Raw genomic sequence first — 19,255 nt, 5'->3', positions numbered from 1 at the left:
TTCACAGGATGTAGAACATTAAAATAGCGGCAGTTCTGTCTTACGTTCTATCCCAAAATCGTTATTTAGCGCTGACTACTTTTGACAAGGCTTCGAGTCGTTCTATGCTTCCACCTTGGCTCCTTTGCCGAAGATTCAGGCACATAGAGAAGTGCTCTATGCTACCCCTCATCGCCAATTATCTCCAACAACGCATCCTCAATGACCTTCCCCTCATCTTCATCCAACAAATTATTAATCATGATGGAAAATAAAAGCCTTCCCTCGGTAAGCGTAGCTATATAACCTGATAATGTGCTCGCACCGTGTATAGTACCTGTTTTTGCTTGAACGGAAAGTCCGTGCATTCGATCTCCTAGCGTTCCACCTATCATACGATCTTCCACTCCCGCAACAGGCAATGCGTTTAAATAGGCAGGAAACCATTCTTCATCTTGAATAGCTAATAAAAGTTCTGTAATCTCATTCGGTGGGATTAAATTAAAATGGGAAATTCCGGATCCATCTCTGATCGAAATCGTATCTGTATTCACACCAAACTTGCGCAGCTCCGCCTCCATGCCTTCTATTCCTTTTTCCCAGCTTCCTACGCCATGTACAACCTTTCCCATTTCTTTCACCAAAATTTCCGCATGCCCATTGTTGCTTAATTTCATAAATGGTACGAGTAATTCTGCTAAAGATACGGATTTATGAGCAATTAACAGATTCGTATTTTCAGGGGCTTGTGCGATTTTCACATTGCCGGTCCATGAAATTCCCTCATTGTCTAATGCCTGCTGAAAAAGATCCATGGCATAGCCTGTCGGCCCCCATACTGAAATCCATTCTTGACTATTTTCTGCTCCCACAGGAATGGTTCCTTTAATTATTATGATGTTTCCTCCATGTTCACGCTCAATCGTTAGCTTGACTTCTTGATTTGAGCCAACCATTGTTGCTTCATTTTGAATTTGTATGTAATCAGTTTTTGGCGATACTGTTATGAATGGTTTTTCTCCCACCTCACTCCCAGGCGCTACTTCGATAATGACAGATCCAGAATTATAATCTTCATCTGGGGAAGCTGTTAATGCAGAAATTTGTGAACCATAATAATAATGCTCATCACTCCAATTCAAATCTGCGGATAAGCGAACATTATCATACCACGTATCATCACCTATGATATCACCTTCGATCTCTGTTACTCCCCGTGCCCGAATCTCCTTTGCAAAATTTTCGAAATCAGCTGGTAGTAATGTAGGATCTCCTTTTCCGATTACATAAAGATTCCCGTGGAGTTTATTTCCATTCAATGATCCATCTGTTCCTATGTTGGTTGAAAAGGTATAATCCTCTCCTAAAACAGAAAGTGCGGCTGCCGCTGTTAATAGCTTCATATTGGACGCTGGTGCTAGACGCGTATCTGCAATACGTTCGTATAGTTTACCCCCGGTTATGGCTGAACGAATGCTGATCCCAATAAGTGCACCGTTTAATTTTGGCTCATTGTGTATGTATTGATTTAGCTGATTCTTCATTTTATTACGCTCCTTTGCTAAGTATTTCCACAAAGATATGTTAGATTCCTTCTAAAGAATAAATTACCATTGTTATTTTTCCTTCCTTTGGCATACAATAAGAACAAACGTTCCTTAAGGTGGTGAGTACAATGGACTATTCCCCGTATCCTCGTAATGATGTGCTTTGCATTGATATGCGTTCTTTCTATGCAAGTGTCGAAGCTGTTAAATTAGGACTTGATCCCATGAAAACGTTGCTGGCAGTCGTTGGTGATCCAAATCGGTCTGGGAGTATTGTCCTGGCAGCTTCTCCGGAATTAAAAAGAAAACATGGCATTAGTAATGTGAGCCGATTCTTTGAGCTGCCGGATGACCCAGGTATTCATATTGTTCCCGCCCACATGGCTGATTACCTTCACGTGTCAGTGGAAATCACGAAGCTAATCAATAACTATGTACCGAAAGAAGCTATTCATCCATATTCCGTGGACGAAGTCTGGGTGACAGTAAACGGCCTGCAAAAACTTTTCGGAGATCGCTGGGAAGTTGCTGGAAAAATCAAGCAGGATATCATGGAAAATTTCGGGATTACTTCTTCTATTGGTATTGGTGATAATAAATTCCTCGCCAAAGTGGTCATGGATTTGCATGCAAAAAAAGCGGGCATTGCCGAGTGTAAATACGAGGATGTAGAAGAAAAACTTTGGCCCTCCCCCATTGAAGATATCTGGGGCATCGGCAGCAGGATGAAACGTAACCTAAATCGAATGGGAATCGTCACACTTGGACAACTCGCCAGATTTAACCTGGAACACTTGAAAAAGCGATTCGGGGTCATGGGTGAGCAGTTGTATTGGCACGCCTGGGGGATTGATTTAAGTCCTGTATTCGGTGATTTTACAAAGAACGAACAGAAAGGCTTTGGACACGGCATATCTTTGCTTCGGGACTACTCCAAAGAGGAGGTTACTGTCTGTATCCTTGATCTTTGTGAAGAAGTCTGCCGCAGAGCCCGAACAGCAAATAAAGTAGGAAAGACCATTCATCTTGGTATCTCTTACGCCAAGGAAACAAGCGGCGGTTTCTCCCGCTCAAGGTCCATCGCAATCCCCACCAATGTAACGATGGATATCTACGAGGTGTGCATGCAGCTGTTCCATCAATTTTACGATGGAGAAAGTAAAATCAGACATGTCTATGTCACCATGGATAACCTGTTTGAAAAAGGGGAAACACAATTGGACTTGTTTGAAGACCGCCCCAAGAAAAATGACATCGGCTATGTGATGGATGCCATTCGGGATAAATACGGCTCAACCGCTATATTGCGTGCGACAAGCTATACCGATGCCGGGATTACGCTGGATCGAAGTAAGAAGATTGGCGGGCATTATGCATGACTCGAATACCTTCATAGTAAACTTCAGGCAGATGGATAAGACATCCATCTGCCTGAAGAAATCCAATTTACGTTTCAGGTGGGGCTAAACTGACAATCGTATCCCCTTCCTTCGCATGTATATGATTGTCTTCTGTAAAAAACGCCACGCCCCCTGATTGTATTGAGTTAAATAACAGGGTTGTATTTTCGCCTATCTCTTTTTTCAACTCTTCATAACTATATCTTTCTGTGATTTCTGTTTTGCTGAATTCGTACCCTTCTTCTATTTTAGCGATTAGATCCTCAATTGCGGTATTTCTTGAGAATAACACTTCTCCACTCACTGTCCAAACCGGAGAAGAAAGGTCTGCCTCTATCTGGTCTTTTGTATTTAATTTATATACACTATTTCGCCCGAAGTCGTCTGTATACCTGGAGCTTACTAGCGCGTTGTATGGTTCGGTCCGTGTAGCAGCAATCAAGTAGTCATACGTTGATGTATCAATTTTAGTATCACTTGATAAAACCTCTGTCCGCTCAAAAGGAATTTCATTTTCTTCTGCATAAATCCGACCTTGCTCGGAAGTATCTGCGATGACGACAGGTATATCCATCCCTTTAAATGTTTTCCCTAAAGCTGCTGTAAATGGATTACCTCCAACCATGAGCACACCAGGTCTTCCTTCCCTCGTCAGACCCAATTTCCCGGCAACCCAATTTAGGGAAAACCCATGTGCACATACAGTAATAAATACGAGCGCAAACGTCACAGATCCAACCAATTCCGCTCCCGCAAATCCATGGTCCATCAATAAAGCGGCAAAATAATTAGCTACGGTTAGTGCCACAATACCTCTAGGAGCAATCCAGCCAATTAAGACTTTCTCTTTTATACTCAAATCTGTATTAATGGTTGATATAAAAATGGAAAGTGGTCGTATAATAAATAAAATAACTGCCACATATCCAAGGATTTCAATATCTAACATTTGTACTAATGTTTCTCGGTCCAGGGATGCCGTTAACATAATAAATATCGATGAGATTAAGAGTGTTGAAATATTCTCTTTAAAATCACGCATGTCCTGTATTCCAGGGACTTTCGTATTTGCCATCGTTACACCCATTGCTGTCACTGCCAATAACCCTGTCTCATGCATAATCAAATCTGAGACAGTAAATACGGCAACAACGGCTGAAAGTAATATCGGTGATTTTAAACTTTCCGGAATATATCCTTTCTTTATTAACCGACCCATACCTTTACCAAATACATATCCCAACAACCCTGTAAATAAAGAGGCTCCAAAAAAGAATAATAGTGATTGTATGTCCGAATTATTCCCAAAAATAAACACGACGATCTGGTAAGCAAAGACAGCTAATAGCGCACCAACTGGATCGATGATAATTCCTTCCCATTTAAGTATTTTTGCAGGTCTAGGCTTTAATTTGGTTTGCTTCAATAAGGGAATAATGACAGTAGGCCCAGTCACAATAAATAACGCACTAAGTACAAAAGCTACAGGCCATGACAATCCAGCGATAAAATAAGCGGCCATGACACCAAGTACCCAACTAAGTAACGCGCCAATCGTCACAATACGAGTTATCGAATGGCCTAACCCGCGAATATCCTTAAATTGAAGTTTAAGACTTCCTTCAAAAAGAATAATAGCTACTGCGATTGACACAATAGGGTCATACAGAACCCCAAAGTCTTCTGAAGGGTTAATCAATCCGATAAACGGACCAACCAGCAAACCTGCGATTGACATAATTACAATTGCCGGGAGACGAAACCTCCACGCTATCCACTGTGCTGCGACACCCAGTACAACGACAAGTATGACCTTTAATAACAGAGAATCAATCATTGCATTTTCACCTCTCACGTCTATCCTAACTATTCATCTAAGTATGTGATAATAATGTAAAATTATACCTTCGAAAAGAAAATGCTAAACAATAAGTAAGTTATCCCGCAATTCTATTTCAGACTTTTGCATTACTATTTTCATAAAAGTTAGTTATTTTGATGGATTGTCCACAATCTATTATCATGCTAAGCTTTCATTAAAGGACGAGCCCCTATTGCATCAAATTAGATAGTATACTCACTCTCTTCAAACAGGAAAAACATAGTTTAAATCATAGCGGTATTTGAGGGGATAATCGCACCTGTTCAAGTGTCCTGTTGCCACAGATAGTAGATTTTAAAATTAAAATCCTGAGGAGGCAAAAAATGAGTAACAGAAAAAGAGTATGGTATGAAGAGGCCGGTCGCAAACTAGATCCAGGGTTGGTGGAACAACTGCGTGTTAAAAGAAAAGAAGACCCTTACGCAACCAGCAACACTGATGATATACCGGTAATTGTGTATTTAACCCAAAACTCGGACAAAGCCAAAAGGGACGATCTACTGAATACCTGTCAAACAGACAATCGGAGCAAATTAGACAAAGATTTACGATTTCATGGAACTGTTGGTGGAAAGCTGACTCCTCAAATGATCAAACAGATTAAAGATCACGAAGCAGTTGATCGCATTTTTTATGACCGTGAAGTCACAAGCTTTCTGGATATCGCTAGCAGACAAATCGGGGCGGTTGATGTACAAGAGCAACATGACTTTACTGGAAACGGTGTAACGATTGCTGTCATTGACACTGGCATCTATCCCCATGCAGACTTAACAGAACCTGATAACAGAATTATCGCTTTTAAAGACTTTATTAATAATCAGGAAGAACCCTATGATGATAATGGGCACGGAACGCATTGCGCGGGTGACGCAGCAGGAAATGCTAATAAGTCAGATGGTTTATATATCGCACCGGCATCTGAAGCATCTGTTATTGGTGTGAAGGTTTTGGATCAAGATGGTGCAGGAAGATTATCGGCCATTATTGAAGGAATTACGTGGTGTATGGAAAACAAAGAGGAGTATAACATTCAGATTATCTCCCTATCTCTAGGAGCTCAGGCATATGAATCATATAGAGATGATCCGCTGGCACAGGCTGTACAAGAAGCTTGGCATAATGGCATCGTCGTTTGTGCCGCGGCCGGAAACAGTGGCCCGGCGCAACAGACTATCAGTACACCTGCTATCAATCCGTTTATCATTACGGTTGGATCTACGGTTGACCAAAATACGGACACGCGTTCAGATGATCATATTGCGGATTATTCAAGCCGTGGGCCAACCATTGATTCACTGATTAAGCCAGATATTTATGCACCGGGAACAGATATCATTTCCCTGTTGGCACCGGAATCTGCGCTGGAACAGCAGTTACCAGAACAAATCGTCGATGAAGATTACCTGCAATTATCCGGTACGTCGATGGCCACACCCATATGTGCAGGCGTCATTGCACAAATGCTCCAAGCCAATCCGAATCTTAGCCCCAATGATGTGAAAAGTATTCTTCAGGCAACAGCTCAACCAATGCTTGATGATTTATGGGGATATATCGAGGCGCGAACTGCGGTAGAAATGGCACTGGATTATGCCACTGGTCAAGAGCGTGTAGCTGAGTAAAAAGTTTATCCCTTTTTATATCGTTAGTGAGGTCTTCCGTGTTTTGGGAGGCCTTTTAACTTTGGTAGACTTTTAGAATTTCGTTCGATATACTAATTATAAAATCAGAAATTTCATAAAAGATAGGGGAGATCTCCATGGAAACAGAAGTTAAAGATGTAATAATTGAATTAGAGAAATTATTACGGGATGATCAGGTTACTATAAATGAGACTGTTCTAGAGGAGCATAGCACAGATGAATCCTATCATACGCCAAGTTCACCAAACGTGGTCGTGTTTCCTGAAAACGCGGACGAGGTGAGCGAAATCGTCAAGTTGGCTGATAAACATCAGATCCCAGTTGTGCCTTATGGCCTGGGAACAAGCCTAGAAGGACATGTGATTCCCTACGATCATGGCATAACCATCGATTTTTCATTAATGAACAACATACTGGAGATTCGGGAAAAGGATTTTCTTGTAAAAGTACAGCCAGGTGTGACCCGTTCCCAGTTAAACAAAGAGCTGAAAAAATACGGATTATTTTTCCCAGTAGATCCAGGTGCAGACGCAACACTTGGTGGGATGGCTGCAACGAATGCCAGTGGAACGATGTCTGTTCGCTATGGCATCATGCGTGATCAGGTTCGAGATTTGGAAGTTGTCCTTGCAGACGGAAAAACGATACATACAGGAAATTTAGCGGAAAAGTCCTCTTCAGGTTACCATTTAAGTGGCGTTTTTGTAGGGTCTGAAGGCACACTAGGCTGTTTTACAGAATTAACGTTAAAGGTATACGGCATACCAGAGCATCAAATGGCTGCAAGAGCTTCTTTTAACACGGTAGATGATGCAGTAGAAGCTGTCACCGCCATATTACAGGCCGGAGTTCCAATTGCTAGAATGGAACTTTTGGATGAGCCTTCCATGGCACAAGCAAATCAATATAGTGAAACGAACTACAAAGAAGTACCAACATTGTTTTTAGAATTTCACGGAAATGAAGCAGGCTTAGCGCAGGATGTTTCGTTTGCTGAAGAAATTCTCAGAGATTTCAGCTGTCTGGAAGTAGCATTTGAAACAGAAACTGCAGCACAGAATAAACTTTGGGAAGCAAGACATCATGTACTCTACGCTTACACACACGGCTATCCGGGAAGGAAATTAATGATAACAGATGTTTGCCTCCCCATATCTGAATTAGCAGGAGCTATTCAACATGCAAGAGAAGCAATAAGAACATTGAATCTCCAAGGTGGTATCGTAGGCCATGTGGGCGACGGAAACTACCATATATTCTTAATGATCGATCTCGATAACACAGAAGAAGTACAAAAAGCAGATCAATTAAATGAACAAATCGTCGAATATGCGCTTAACCGAGGAGGCACATGTACCGGAGAACACGGTGTTGGAATAGGAAAACAAAAATACCAGGAGCAAGAACATGGTGAAGCATTTCATGTGATGGAAAAGATTAAGTGGGCGCTTGACCCAAGTGGTCTGTTTAATCCGAATAAGATTGTGAAAGATGGGGTTTCTGCTGAAAGAGGATGGTAGTTGAATATTTTCGGAAGATGGTTGCCTCCCATCTTAGAGCGCGTGTCTCCTGTTTTAACATGCTTTCTCCCGATTTGGCGAAGCTGTGTCCCGTTTCGGTGCGGTTCTCTCCCGATATGAGAACGTATTTTAATGCTTGACCGCACTTTAAAATTATAAGGTATTAAAAATAAGGAACGGCCCATTGGTGAACATTTCCGCAATTAATAATGGCGCAATGGAAATAGTAGTGTTCTCGTCTAAATGGGCTAATTGAAATATCCCCTCTATATTTTGTTGTTTCTGGCTTTCCTGTATGATTTGCCGCCCATCCAGTCGTTATATAAATTACATATCATCTTCGTTAACCGCCCCTGATCTTATTGCAGAGGCGTCGCCATCTTCTTTCCTTCTTAGAAGCCATACAAATAGTATATCAAAAATAGAAATCCAATCTAATTTTTGAAATTGACTCGCTTGGGAATATTCTCCTTCATCCGGCATAGGATGATACGTAAAGCTTATTGCATCAAGAGAGGATGAATAGACTTTGTGCGGAATTACAGGAATTGTTGATTGGCGGAAAAATGTGAAAACGCAGCTACAGGTGCTGGAGAATATGACAGAGACCCTGACACTCCGAGGTCCGGACGATTCCAACGTGTGGACAGAACAGCATGCTGGATTTGGACATAAACGGCTTGCCGTTGTTGATATTGAAGGTGGTAAGCAACCAATGAGCAGGGAAAAAGATGGAAATACCTATACACTTGTATATAATGGTGAATTATATAATACAGAAGACTTGCGAAAAGAACTGAGAAAGCGCGACTATTCATTTCGGACTTCCTCCGATACGGAAGTGCTCCTTGCGTCCTACATCGAATGGAAGGAAGATTGTGTTCATCATTTAAACGGAATTTATGCCTTCGGTGTTTGGGATGCAAAAGAAGAAAAGCTGTTTATGGCAAGGGACCGGCTTGGCGTCAAACCGTTATTTTTCCATGAGCGTTCCGACCGTTTTATTTTTGGTTCAGAGTTAAAAGCCATTTTAGCGCATACAGATATCCAGGCAGTAGTAGGACGCGACGGTTTGGCTGAGATTTTCGGACTAGGACCTTCACGGACGCCGGGTCATGGTATTTTTAAAGGCATACGGGAACTGCGTGCAGGGCATGCACTGACTTTTTCCCGAGATGGGTTGAAAGTGTGGCGGTATTGGAATGTAAAAAGCCATCAGCAAGAAGATTCTGTGGAAGAAACTGCTGAACAAGTGAAGCATTTATTTGTTGATGCGGTAAAGCGGCAGCTAGTTTCCGATGTACCGGTATCGACGTTTTTATCCGGTGGGTTGGATTCAAGTGCGATTACAGCAATAGCTGCTGAGCACTATAAAACCCAAGGAAAAGGAGCAATCCCTACGTTTTCTGTAGACTATGAAGGAAATGATAAGCATTTCGTGGCAAGTAAGTTCCAGCCTTCCAGTGATCAGGACTGGATTAATAAGATGGTTAACTATAGTTCTACCAATCACCATAATGAGGTGATTTCCGGAGAAGAGCTGGCAGATTTTCTAAAAGAATCAGTCGTTCTGCGTGATCAGCCTGGCATGGCAGATATTGATTCTTCTATGTTATGGTTTTGCCATCGAATTAAGCGGCATACGACAGTGAGTCTGTCAGGAGAGTGTGCAGATGAAATTTTCGGTGGGTATCCTTGGTTTCATGATCCTAAGGGCTCAGGGAAAGGTGGTTTTCCCTGGATGCGTTCATTGGATTCGAGGATTAATCTGCTTCATTCCGAGTGGCAGAGTAAGTTGGATTTAAAGACATATGTGCATGACCAGTATAAGGAAACTATTGCGGAGACACCTCGTCTGGACGGGGAAAATGAAGAGGATGCTCGGCGAAGAGAGTTATTCTATTTAAATATGCACTGGTTTATGGCGCAATTACTGGATCGCAAAGATCGTATGAGTATGGGAGCAAGTCTGGAAGTCAGAGTGCCTTTTGCAGATCATAAGTTGGTAGAATATGTTTGGAATATTCCTTGGGACATGAAAATGGTTGATGGCAGGGAAAAGGGGATTTTACGAAAAGCGATGGAAGGTATATTGCCTGATGATGTGTTGTACCGGAAAAAAAGCCCGTATCCACGAACGTTTCAACCAGCGTATACCAAAGCTGTTGTAAACTGGATGTATGAAATATTGGCGGACAGGGACGCGCCGCTATTTGATTTCATGAACAGGGATAAAGTGGAAGCTATTGTAAGGAGCGAAGGGAAAGAATTTAAAGAACCCTGGTATGGACAATTAATGAAAGGGCCACAGCTAATTGCACATCTTGGTCAGATCGATTATTGGCTGCGAACATATAATGTGAAAGTAAGTGATTAAAGAAAAATGAGAACATATTGGGTCACATTGGCTCATGCAAGATTTTTTGATCCTGAACATAAAAGGCCGCAACCCCCTGGTTTAAAAATAACAAAGACCTGTGATGTGACAGCATCATAGGCCAAATAGACCGAGGCCCCATCAAAAAGGGTTTTTAAGCAGTCTTTAAGAAAAATGACCCCTCAGTGCCTGCGAAACCACATATGAGGAGTTGTTTTTTGTGGTTATTGTTGGACATGATATACGCAAGCAGCATGCCGTGTGAAGTGCATGAAAAGAGTTTAAAATTAATAGGTCAATTTTACAATTTCTGATCTTTTTTACTTTGTTTTGCGTTGAAAAAATCTCCGCCCTTTTGTTTTTGATCATCTGTCCCCCACTGGATTTCCTTATCCAGCGGCTTAAACTTTGGAATATGTTTGGAACAGTGAATATAAGCTTCTTCGACGTTGATAACAACCCAGCGCTCTGGTTTGTCTCCCTCTTTTTCTTTGATGTCATTCATTTGTTCCTCTGGAATTTTCAATGAAGCCAATTGGTCGTTTTCAAGAATTGATGCGTCCCCATTCACATGCAGCCCGATGGAATGCTCGAAAAAATCGATAAACATTAATCCGATATGAGGGTTTTCCAGGAGGTTTCCCAAACTTGCCATTACGCCATTTCCCTTATATTCTGGGTAAATGATGGTTTTTTCATTAATGACACGAACAAACCCCGGTGGACCCCCACGAAAAGAAGAGTCGCAATTCCCTCCTGCATCAGCCGTGGACAAGAATACCATTTCCTGTTTCTCCATAAACACTGTCATTACATGGTTAATATGGTCAAGCATCTGATTATCATAAAACGCCGCAGCTCGCTTCATCGTTCCAAATTGTTTCTGCAGCGTACGTTCCCCTTTAGAACCCGGCATAATTATTTCTCCTTTCACTTTTCAAGCATACACCAATTTCGTTTTAAATTTTAGATGCTGAAAGACATAGAGCAAATTACTCATATTTATTGTAATTATTTCTTTTCACTAATCTCTCTTAAGTTTCTCATCCATTGAGGGCTCTTACCACCCTTGATAATTAAAGCACCTTCCGCTAAAGAGAAGGTGCTTTTATATACTATGATTCCTGAAGGACTGCCCCTCTAACTTTCTTCAATTCTTCTCCCAAATACTTCGCTACTTCCAGCATACCAAATTTCCCACTCTTTGCTTCGGCATCGCTGTTGTAATTGGTATTCGTATTAATATCATACGTATAAATTTCTCCATTTTTATCCTGAATAAACTCGATTCCAGCAATTTTAATGTCATTTGCTGCAAGCACACGTTCATAATTTTCCAGGACAGGATGATCAAAACCTTCTCTTACTTGAAATGGTTCTAATTCCTCTTCTCCTAACTGATCTTCAATCGAGCAGGCATCTGCCGGGCATAGTTCAAACCCTTCCGATGTATCAACACGAACTGCATATAGGAACTTACCACCAACAAACTCACAACGTGTAATGAAAGACTCTGGTGACTCAATATATTCCTGAATTAAGGTAACGCCATCAACCGGCTCCTCAAATTCTTTCCCCTCCACGTATTGCTGCAAGGCTTCAACTGAATGAAAAAGTTTAACACCAAGACCTTTTCCAGCACGGTTATGCTTCGTAATGAATTTCTTTCCTTCAAATGATTCTGCTGCTTTTAACAGTTCATTTTTTCCAACTGCGGCAACAGTTCTTGGCGTTTTAATGCCGAACTTTTCAAGCTCCAAATACTGCAGCACTTTACTTAATTCTAACTGAAGCGCACGGCTTCCATTAATCACTGTTCTCTCGTTCTGCTCCAACCAAGACAGAACAGCACTTGTTAATTCCGGTGCGAAGCGATTTCCGCGCGTATGCGATGAAGCGCTCATCCGGTTATAAAAAACGCCATTTGGTGGCAAAGAAGTCAGGTCAACTTTGCCATTATCCAATAACCAATCTTCATATGGAAGCTGTAACTCTTCTAATCTATTGATTAAATGATCTGTCCATTCGTTATTTTCGTGTAGCACATATATTTTACTCACAAAATCCGCCCCCTATTATATGTTTGTTAACGATGCTCGCAGTTCCTCAACCTTTGGCATAACCTGTTTTGAAAAACGTTCCAATTCTTCCAGCTGTGGCGAACATTGTAATAACAGTAAATCAACGCCAACTCTTTCAAACTCCAAAACCTGTTTTGCAATTTGCTCCGGTGTTCCCACAAGATTTGGACGCAAGCCCCGGTTTGATACAGAATAATCCTGCAACTGAATCTGTTGCTCCAATTCCGACTTTGAGGTAAAATCTTCGAATCCGGCATAACCACTTGTATCTGTTACAGTGGTAATACGATTTAATTCAGCACGTGCTTCTTCTTCCGTATCCCGGCAAATGACATAAGCTGCCATACCAATTGATTGTAGAGGCTCAGGTCCAGCTGACTTTCTTCGTTCATTCATATCGGCAATTTTCGCCTCAGCTTCTTCTACGGTGTGGCCATGCAGGATATAAGCATCACATAGGGACGAAATAACCTGTTTCCCCTTCTCACTCTCACCACCTGCATATAAAACAGGATTCGGACGCTGAACCGGTTTAGGGGAAAGCTGCGTATTCTCTATTTTGTAAAACTTGCCATCATACGAAAATTTCTCTTCTGACCATAAGCCCTTTAAGATCTCAAGAAATTCGGTTGTCCGGTCGTACCTTTCATCATGTTCTGTAAAATCACCGCCATATTGTTTCGCTTCCTCAGCCCACCAGCCCGAAACAACATTTAAGGTAAAACGTCCTTTACTAATATGATCAATATTAGCTGCCATTTTTGCTGTTACAGCGGGATTGTGAAAAACCGGACGAACGGCTGCCATAATTTCAATTTTTTCCGTTACTGCGGCTAAAGCGGCTGCAGTTGACCAAGCTTCGATAGAATCCTGATCTGTTCCTTTTATATCATTTAAATATAATTCAGCGATTAACGTTGTATCGTATCCCCATTTTTCAGCAGATTGTATTACTTCCTTTGCATAATCATATGTTGGAGGCATGTTTTCAGCCTCAACATTTCTAAGCCATCCACCAAAAATAGGTAACCAAAATCCATACTTCATGAACTCCACTCTCCTTCTACAAAATAAACAAAAAACTCTTTCCCGGATAAGAAAAGAGTTTAAAATCTATAACAAGATTACGTCTTCTCTTATCTTTCAAGCGTATGCTTGATGGAATTAGCACAGTATTCTAATTAGCGAACCTGTTGCCGAGGTTTCAAAGGGCCATTTCCCTCCACCTCTCTAGATAAGGATTTAAAAATATGTAATTGTTAGATATCACATTGAAGCAATTTTTGGATAATGTCAATCGATCAGGAATTATTCTATCTTTCTTTGTTTCTGCTTATCCAAAAACAATACAGCGTGTTATTTTTCTTTTTCCACTGTATCCAACGGAAGTTTAGGGTCATCTGCCCATTCCGTCATTGATCCATCGTACATTGCAACATTGTTTTGTCCGAGTTTGTTTAAGATCAGTGCATTCCACGTTGCGGCAATACCACTGCCACAATAAGTTATAACTTTTTTATCCGAGTCAAGTGCTCCAGATTCTTCAAATGTTTTACGCAATTTTTCATAATCATAAAGTTCCTTTGAATCCGTACTAGAAAGATCACCAAAGAACACATTTACACTACCAGGTATATGCCCCTTTCGTGCATAAGTGTCAGTTTCACCATTGAAATCAGCTTCTGAAAGACTGTTAACCAGAATGACATCTTCATCATTTAATGCTTTTTTTACATCTTCTTTTGTAGCTAATAATTCAGGACGTCTTTCTCCAGTAAATGTGGCTTTAGGATAAGAACCTGGCTCTGTCGTAACCGGGCGTCCTTCCTCACGCCATTTCGGAAATCCTCCATCAAGTACTGCAACATTGTCAAAACCTTCATAGCGTAGCTGCCAAGCAAGACGTGATGCCCAGTCGGATGCAATTACTGGAGTGCCTACTATTGCTTGTCCTTGATCATAAACCACGACATAAGAGTCATCTCCAACACCAAGTTCACTAATTTTCTTTACAAATCTTTCTCTTGAAGGGATAGTAAAAGCATATTTGGAATCAGGATCCGAAAGATCTCCAAGCAAATCTGCAAAAACCGCCCCAGGGATATGACCTTTATCATACGCTTCCTTTCCCGACCAAACGTCATAATAACCGGAAGTTGGTTTTAGAAAGGTAGTTGCATCTAACAATCTCAGCTTTGGATCATCCAATCTGTCTGCTAACCAATCTGTGTCTACAAGTAAAGGTACATTACTCATGTTATTTCCTCCTTGAATATAGCTTATTAAACAATCCCTATAAGTTTACTTTGCTTTATTTTTCTATTATAGCTGACTACAGCAGTATGATCAAGTTTTATAATTGAGAAGGAACCGTATAAAAAAACTTACGATCTCCTACACAATATATCCCTTCTCCCTCAAATACGTAACAAGCACCTGAACTGATTCTTCTAATGATTGCTTTTCCGTATCTACAATGACTTCCGGATTAGAAGGCTCTTCATACGGCGCGTCAATACCAGTAAAACCTTTAATTTCACCAGCACGTGCTTTTTTATATAGTCCTTTTGGATCGCGCGCTTCACATGCTTCCACACTGCATTTCACATAAACTTCAATGAATTCATTCTCCCCAAGCAATGCCCGTGCCCCGTCCCGGTCTTCCCGATACGGCGAAATAAATGCGGTTAGGGTCACTAAACCTGCATCAACCATGAGATTTGTCACTTCTCCGATGCGACGGATATTCTCTTTGCGGTCTTCCGGGCTAAATCCTAAATTTTTATTCAAACCGTGGCGCACATTATCTCCATCTAAACGATAGGTGTGGATACCTAACTCATGAAGCCTTTTCTCTAATGCAACGGATACAGTAGATTTTCCTGAACCGGATAATCCGGTAAACCATAAAGCTGCACTTCTGTGATTATTCTTTTCTTGTCTATCCTTTTTCGTAACGTTAGATTCATGCCAAACGATATTTGTTAAACCGCTCATAATTTCCCTCCTAAAACCACCAATAATAGACAATCGTGACAGTTATTGCCATGACAATTAAACTAAGTGGTGCTCCTATTTTTATATAATCCGTAAACTTGTATCCACCTGGTCCATAAACAATCAGGTTTGTCTGGTAGCCAATCGGGGTGATAAAACTAGCTGAGGATGCAATAGCAATTGTAACGGCGAACCCCATAGGATCTAATTGCAGATTTGTAGCCATTTCTAACCCGATCGGAATCATTAATATTGCCGCAGCACTGTTCGTAATTAATTCCGTGAAAATATTCGTTAACATATAAATCAATAAAAGGATAATGAACAATCCCAGCGGCTCCCCTATCATCAATAGACCATCCGCAATCCATTGAGCCAGACCTGTTTTCGTCATTGCGATTCCGACTCCAAAGGAACTGGCAATGAGAAGCAATATATGGAAATGAATGTATCCCTTGGCTTCCTCTGCCGTAATCACCTTGGTTACTAATAATAGAATCACTGCTAGAGCCATCGCTTTAAACATACTTAATACACCAAGTGTCACCATCGCAAACATCGTTAAAAAGATAATGATAGAAAGCCAGCCTTTGACAGGATTACGTTTTAGAGACGCAGGGGTATCCAAGGACGTAAGTACATAGAAATCATTCGATTGTCGATACTTCTCAACAAAATCTGTACCCGCAAGCAATAATAATGTGTCCCCCGGTTTAAAGATAATATCCCCAATTTTACTCTCGATTCGCTCGTTTTTCCGATGTACCGCAATCACACCAGCATCATACCTGGACCTGAACCGTGTTTGTTTAGCGGACTTTGCTAGTAAAGAAGATTGATGGGACACAACAGCCTCCACAATTTGCGTATTGCCATTTTTTAAATCATCAATCTCTAAATGCGTACCTGTTCGTAATGTTAATCCTTTCGTCTTTTGTACATCGGTAAGCGTAGACATTAATCCTGTAAAAATCAATCGATCCCCAGTTTGAATGACCGTTGTTGAACGTACAGGAGATATCCGTTCCTCTCCACGGATAATTTCAATTAAATACAACCCTTTCAAATCTCTCAATCCAGCTTGCTTCACACTTTGATTAATAGAAGAAAAAGATGACTCTACGATTAATTCCGAAATGTATTCTCTGGAATCCGCTTTGACCTGTTGCTGAAACCCCTTGTATTCGGGCAATAACTTATAACCAATCGTAAAAATATAGATAAAACCAGCTATCGTTATGGGGATACCAATAATAGCCAGCTGAAAGATAGAAAAACCCACGTGCCCATAATCAAGTAACATGCCATGGACGACTAAATTTGTAGATGTTCCCATTAACGTAATCGTTCCACCTAGAATCGTCACGTAGGATAAAGGAATTAAAAATTTTGATGGTGCAATACCATGCTCCTCACACCAATTTTTAATTAAGGGTGTTAAGGTTACCACAATTGGTGTGTTGTTTAAAAATCCGGAAAAAATAGCTGTAGGAACAAAAAAGCGCACCATAGATCCTAGTAAACTCTTACTCTTATCAAGCCAGGACTTCATCATCTCATCAATGATGCCGCTTTTCTGTACCGCCCCTGCCACAACAAACAATAATGCAATGGTAAGCATGCCTTCATTAGAAAATCCGCTCAGCGCTTCCTCGGGGTCAGTATCCCCGTTATCAAGAAAACCGTAAGAACGAAAAAAACAACAATATCCGGGCGAGCCACTTCAAAAATCAGCCCGCCTAACATGACGATAATCATGCCTAAAACAATTAGCATCTCAAGTGACATGGGAAACATCCCTTTGGTTAATTTTCTTTCATACCCTTACGAAGTACTGCCGCCACTTCCGGACGTGAAAATTCCTTCGGCAAGTCCTCCCCATTACGAAGCTTTTCACGTACTTTTGTTCCACTTAGATGCACGTGAGATTCTTTATCATGCGGGCACGTTTTTGCAGTACCCATGTTTTCACACTTGGTGCAGTAAAATGCATGTTCAAATTTGAAAATTTGAATGCCCAGTTCCGCTTCAAATTGTGAAATAAATTCCTGCGCTTCGTATGTTCCATAATAATCACTGACACCAGCATGATCACGACCGACAATAAAATGGGTGCAGCCATAATTTTTGCGAACAATCGCATGCAGAATAGCCTCTTTTGGTCCCGCATAACGCATTGCCGCAGGATAAATAACAAGTCGCGTACGGTCTTCTGGATAATAATTTTTTAGAATCACCTGATAGCTTTCCATACGAATATCCGCAGCAATATCATCCGATTTGGTTTCACCAACCAATGGATTTAACAGCAAACCATCCACAGACTCAAGTGCACATTTTTGAATATATTCATGTGCACGATGCACAGGGTTGCGTGTCTGAAAACCAACAACTGTTTTCCAGCCTAAGTCTGCGAACATTTTTCGTGTTTCTGATGGATCCAGATAAAAATCTTCAAACTTGCTATGATTTGGCCGGTTCAATAAATAAATCGGACCAGCTAAATAAACCTCGCCTTTCTCATATGTCTTTTTCACACCAGGATGAGCTCCGTCAGTCGTACCATACACGAGCCTCGCTTCTTTTTCCTTGTCATAGTTGTACTTTTCTTCCAATTCAAGCACACCATAATAAGCGCCGTCCTCTCCAACAAGGGCAATTTCTGAACCAATCTCAAAATCATCTGCTTGCTCCCCGGTCACCGCAAGTGTAATTGGGACACTCCAAATCGTCCCATCTTCAAGGCGCATTTTCTCAACAACTCGTGTATAATCCGACTTGCCCATAAAACCAGTCAACGGGCTGAAACCACCGATGGCGATGAGCTCTATGTCAGATAGACTCCAGGCATTCAGTTCTAATGATTTCATTGCACTCACTTTATTTAGATAGGTTTCTCTTTGCGAACCAACTAATTCTCTTTGTACAAGTTCGCCCCCGTGCGGAATAATAGTTGTTTGTTCCTTTTGCGTTGTTAATGTCATCACTTAAAACCTCCATGTAATTGTTATTCAATTTCTTAATTGGAGTTTCCTGTCAAATAATCCCCTAGTTCGATGACCATTGTGCCCATCTTCGGTTTAGTGGGATGAAAAACAGTAGAAACATAGTGTTGCTCGAGTTCCTTTGCGGTTACTTTTCCCACTGCTACAGCTAAGACTTTATCGTTAAAGGAATCAACAATTTCTTTCGTTTTGCTATACGTAGTAAAAAGGTTTTGAACCTGGGTTTTACTCGTGAAAATCACAGCATCGAGTGACTGGTTGATGATTTCCTGCCTTAAGTTATTTAATGTAGTTTGATCCGGTTCCTTGTAATGATAAGGTTTTGATAGGTAAACAACATAGCCACGATTTTCTAATTTTTGCCTTAGTACTGCACCATCCTTATTATAAGCTTGTAAAAATAAACGTTTCCCTTTGTTAGGTTCCTCAACAGCCAAAGCTTCCAGCATACTTTCCATCGTGCCGTCTTTCGAAACAAATGTTGCTTCCATGGAATGTTTCTTCATCCATTTCTCTGTTTTACTACCACGAACTGCCAAATCTATATTCTCCATTTTCCGGATAAATTCAGGGAGACGATTCATATGATAAGCTGACTTTTCTAAAGTCTCCGCCCCGATCCCTGTAGTTAAAAGTGCCAGATCGAATGGTTTGGTTAGTAGCTCTGAAACATTTTGTTCGCTGATATTTTCATTTAAAATCTGTTCTCCTTGAATAGAAAAAGTGCGAGATGTACCTCCACTATTTTGAATCAGTTTGTTAATTTCATCTGCTTTACGTGTGGCTGCTACACCAATATTCTTACCTTCCAAGCCCTTCAT

Annotated in this window: 14 protein-coding genes, 1 pseudogene and 1 riboswitch; of the genes and pseudogenes, 4 read left to right on the top strand and 11 right to left on the bottom strand. The window is 41.0% G+C overall.

What is annotated here, in order from left to right:
- Positions 1-161: 161 nt before the first annotated feature.
- Positions 162-1,523: a D-alanyl-D-alanine carboxypeptidase/D-alanyl-D-alanine endopeptidase gene (gene dacB, locus KFZ58_RS07700; protein ID WP_235794223.1), complete on the bottom strand. Its 1,362-nt coding sequence runs from the start codon at positions 1,521-1,523 to the stop codon at positions 162-164.
- 131 nt (positions 1,524-1,654) lie between these two features.
- Here dacB and KFZ58_RS07695 point away from each other — a divergent pair, with 131 nt between their 5' ends.
- Positions 1,655-2,905 (top strand): DNA polymerase IV, encoded by a 1,251-nt coding sequence (locus tag KFZ58_RS07695; protein ID WP_235794222.1) that lies wholly within the window; start codon positions 1,655-1,657, stop codon positions 2,903-2,905.
- Between the two features lie 67 nt (positions 2,906-2,972).
- Here the strand turns inward: KFZ58_RS07695 and KFZ58_RS07690 are convergent, their stop codons facing one another.
- Positions 2,973-4,763, bottom strand: a complete 1,791-nt coding sequence (locus KFZ58_RS07690; protein WP_235794221.1) for a cation:proton antiporter — start codon at positions 4,761-4,763, stop codon at positions 2,973-2,975.
- Positions 4,764-5,131: 368 nt separating this feature from the next.
- Here KFZ58_RS07690 and KFZ58_RS07685 point away from each other — a divergent pair, with 368 nt between their 5' ends.
- Both KFZ58_RS07685 and KFZ58_RS07680 read left to right on the top strand, forming a co-directional pair.
- The gene (locus KFZ58_RS07685; protein ID WP_235794220.1) at positions 5,132-6,433 is read left to right on the top strand and encodes a S8 family peptidase; all 1,302 of its coding nucleotides are present in this window, start codon (positions 5,132-5,134) and stop codon (positions 6,431-6,433) included.
- Between the two features lie 137 nt (positions 6,434-6,570).
- Positions 6,571-7,974, top strand: a complete 1,404-nt coding sequence (locus KFZ58_RS07680; protein WP_235794219.1) for an FAD-binding oxidoreductase — start codon at positions 6,571-6,573, stop codon at positions 7,972-7,974.
- Positions 7,975-8,301: 327 nt separating this feature from the next.
- On the opposite strand, the gene KFZ58_RS07675 is transcribed toward KFZ58_RS07680, so the two are convergent.
- The gene (locus KFZ58_RS07675) at positions 8,302-8,457 is read right to left on the bottom strand and encodes a hypothetical protein (RefSeq protein ID WP_235794218.1); all 156 of its coding nucleotides are present in this window, start codon (positions 8,455-8,457) and stop codon (positions 8,302-8,304) included.
- 46 nt (positions 8,458-8,503) lie between these two features.
- Between KFZ58_RS07675 and asnB the strand changes: the two genes are divergently transcribed.
- Positions 8,504-10,351: an asparagine synthase (glutamine-hydrolyzing) gene (gene asnB, locus KFZ58_RS07670; protein ID WP_235794217.1), complete on the top strand. Its 1,848-nt coding sequence runs from the start codon at positions 8,504-8,506 to the stop codon at positions 10,349-10,351.
- 301 nt (positions 10,352-10,652) lie between these two features.
- Here asnB and KFZ58_RS07665 read toward each other — a convergent pair whose 3' ends face one another.
- The 8 genes and pseudogenes from KFZ58_RS07665 to KFZ58_RS07630 form a co-directional block, all read right to left on the bottom strand.
- Complete coding sequence (locus KFZ58_RS07665) at positions 10,653-11,267, bottom strand: pyridoxamine 5'-phosphate oxidase family protein (protein ID WP_235794216.1); 615 nt, start codon at positions 11,265-11,267, stop codon at positions 10,653-10,655.
- A gap of 199 nt (positions 11,268-11,466) precedes the next feature.
- On the bottom strand, positions 11,467-12,411 hold the full coding sequence (locus KFZ58_RS07660) for an ATP-grasp domain-containing protein (RefSeq protein WP_235794215.1): 945 nt from the start codon (positions 12,409-12,411) through the stop codon (positions 11,467-11,469).
- Between the two features lie 15 nt (positions 12,412-12,426).
- Positions 12,427-13,479: an LLM class flavin-dependent oxidoreductase gene (locus tag KFZ58_RS07655; RefSeq protein WP_235794214.1), complete on the bottom strand. Its 1,053-nt coding sequence runs from the start codon at positions 13,477-13,479 to the stop codon at positions 12,427-12,429.
- An 86-nt stretch (positions 13,480-13,565) separates the two neighbouring features.
- Positions 13,566-13,673: riboswitch (SAM riboswitch) on the bottom strand.
- A gap of 115 nt (positions 13,674-13,788) precedes the next feature.
- Complete coding sequence (locus KFZ58_RS07650) at positions 13,789-14,688, bottom strand: sulfurtransferase (RefSeq protein ID WP_235794213.1); 900 nt, start codon at positions 14,686-14,688, stop codon at positions 13,789-13,791.
- A 138-nt stretch (positions 14,689-14,826) separates the two neighbouring features.
- A complete protein-coding gene (gene cysC, locus KFZ58_RS07645) occupies positions 14,827-15,429 on the bottom strand; it encodes an adenylyl-sulfate kinase (protein ID WP_235794212.1) in 603 nt (200 codons plus the stop codon).
- Positions 15,430-15,439: 10 nt separating this feature from the next.
- A pseudogene (locus tag KFZ58_RS07640) lies at positions 15,440-17,217 on the bottom strand (SLC13 family permease).
- 17 nt (positions 17,218-17,234) lie between these two features.
- Positions 17,235-18,413 (bottom strand): sulfate adenylyltransferase, encoded by a 1,179-nt coding sequence (sat, locus tag KFZ58_RS07635; protein WP_235794211.1) that lies wholly within the window; start codon positions 18,411-18,413, stop codon positions 17,235-17,237.
- A 35-nt stretch (positions 18,414-18,448) separates the two neighbouring features.
- On the bottom strand, positions 18,449-19,255 hold the full coding sequence (locus KFZ58_RS07630; RefSeq protein ID WP_235794210.1) for a uroporphyrinogen-III synthase: 807 nt from the start codon (positions 19,253-19,255) through the stop codon (positions 18,449-18,451).

This window comes from Virgibacillus sp. NKC19-16, from assembly GCF_021560035.1.
Taxonomy (GTDB): domain Bacteria; phylum Bacillota; class Bacilli; order Bacillales; family Amphibacillaceae; genus Virgibacillus_L; species Virgibacillus_L salidurans.
This window is presented reverse-complemented; position numbering and strand designations above follow the sequence as displayed.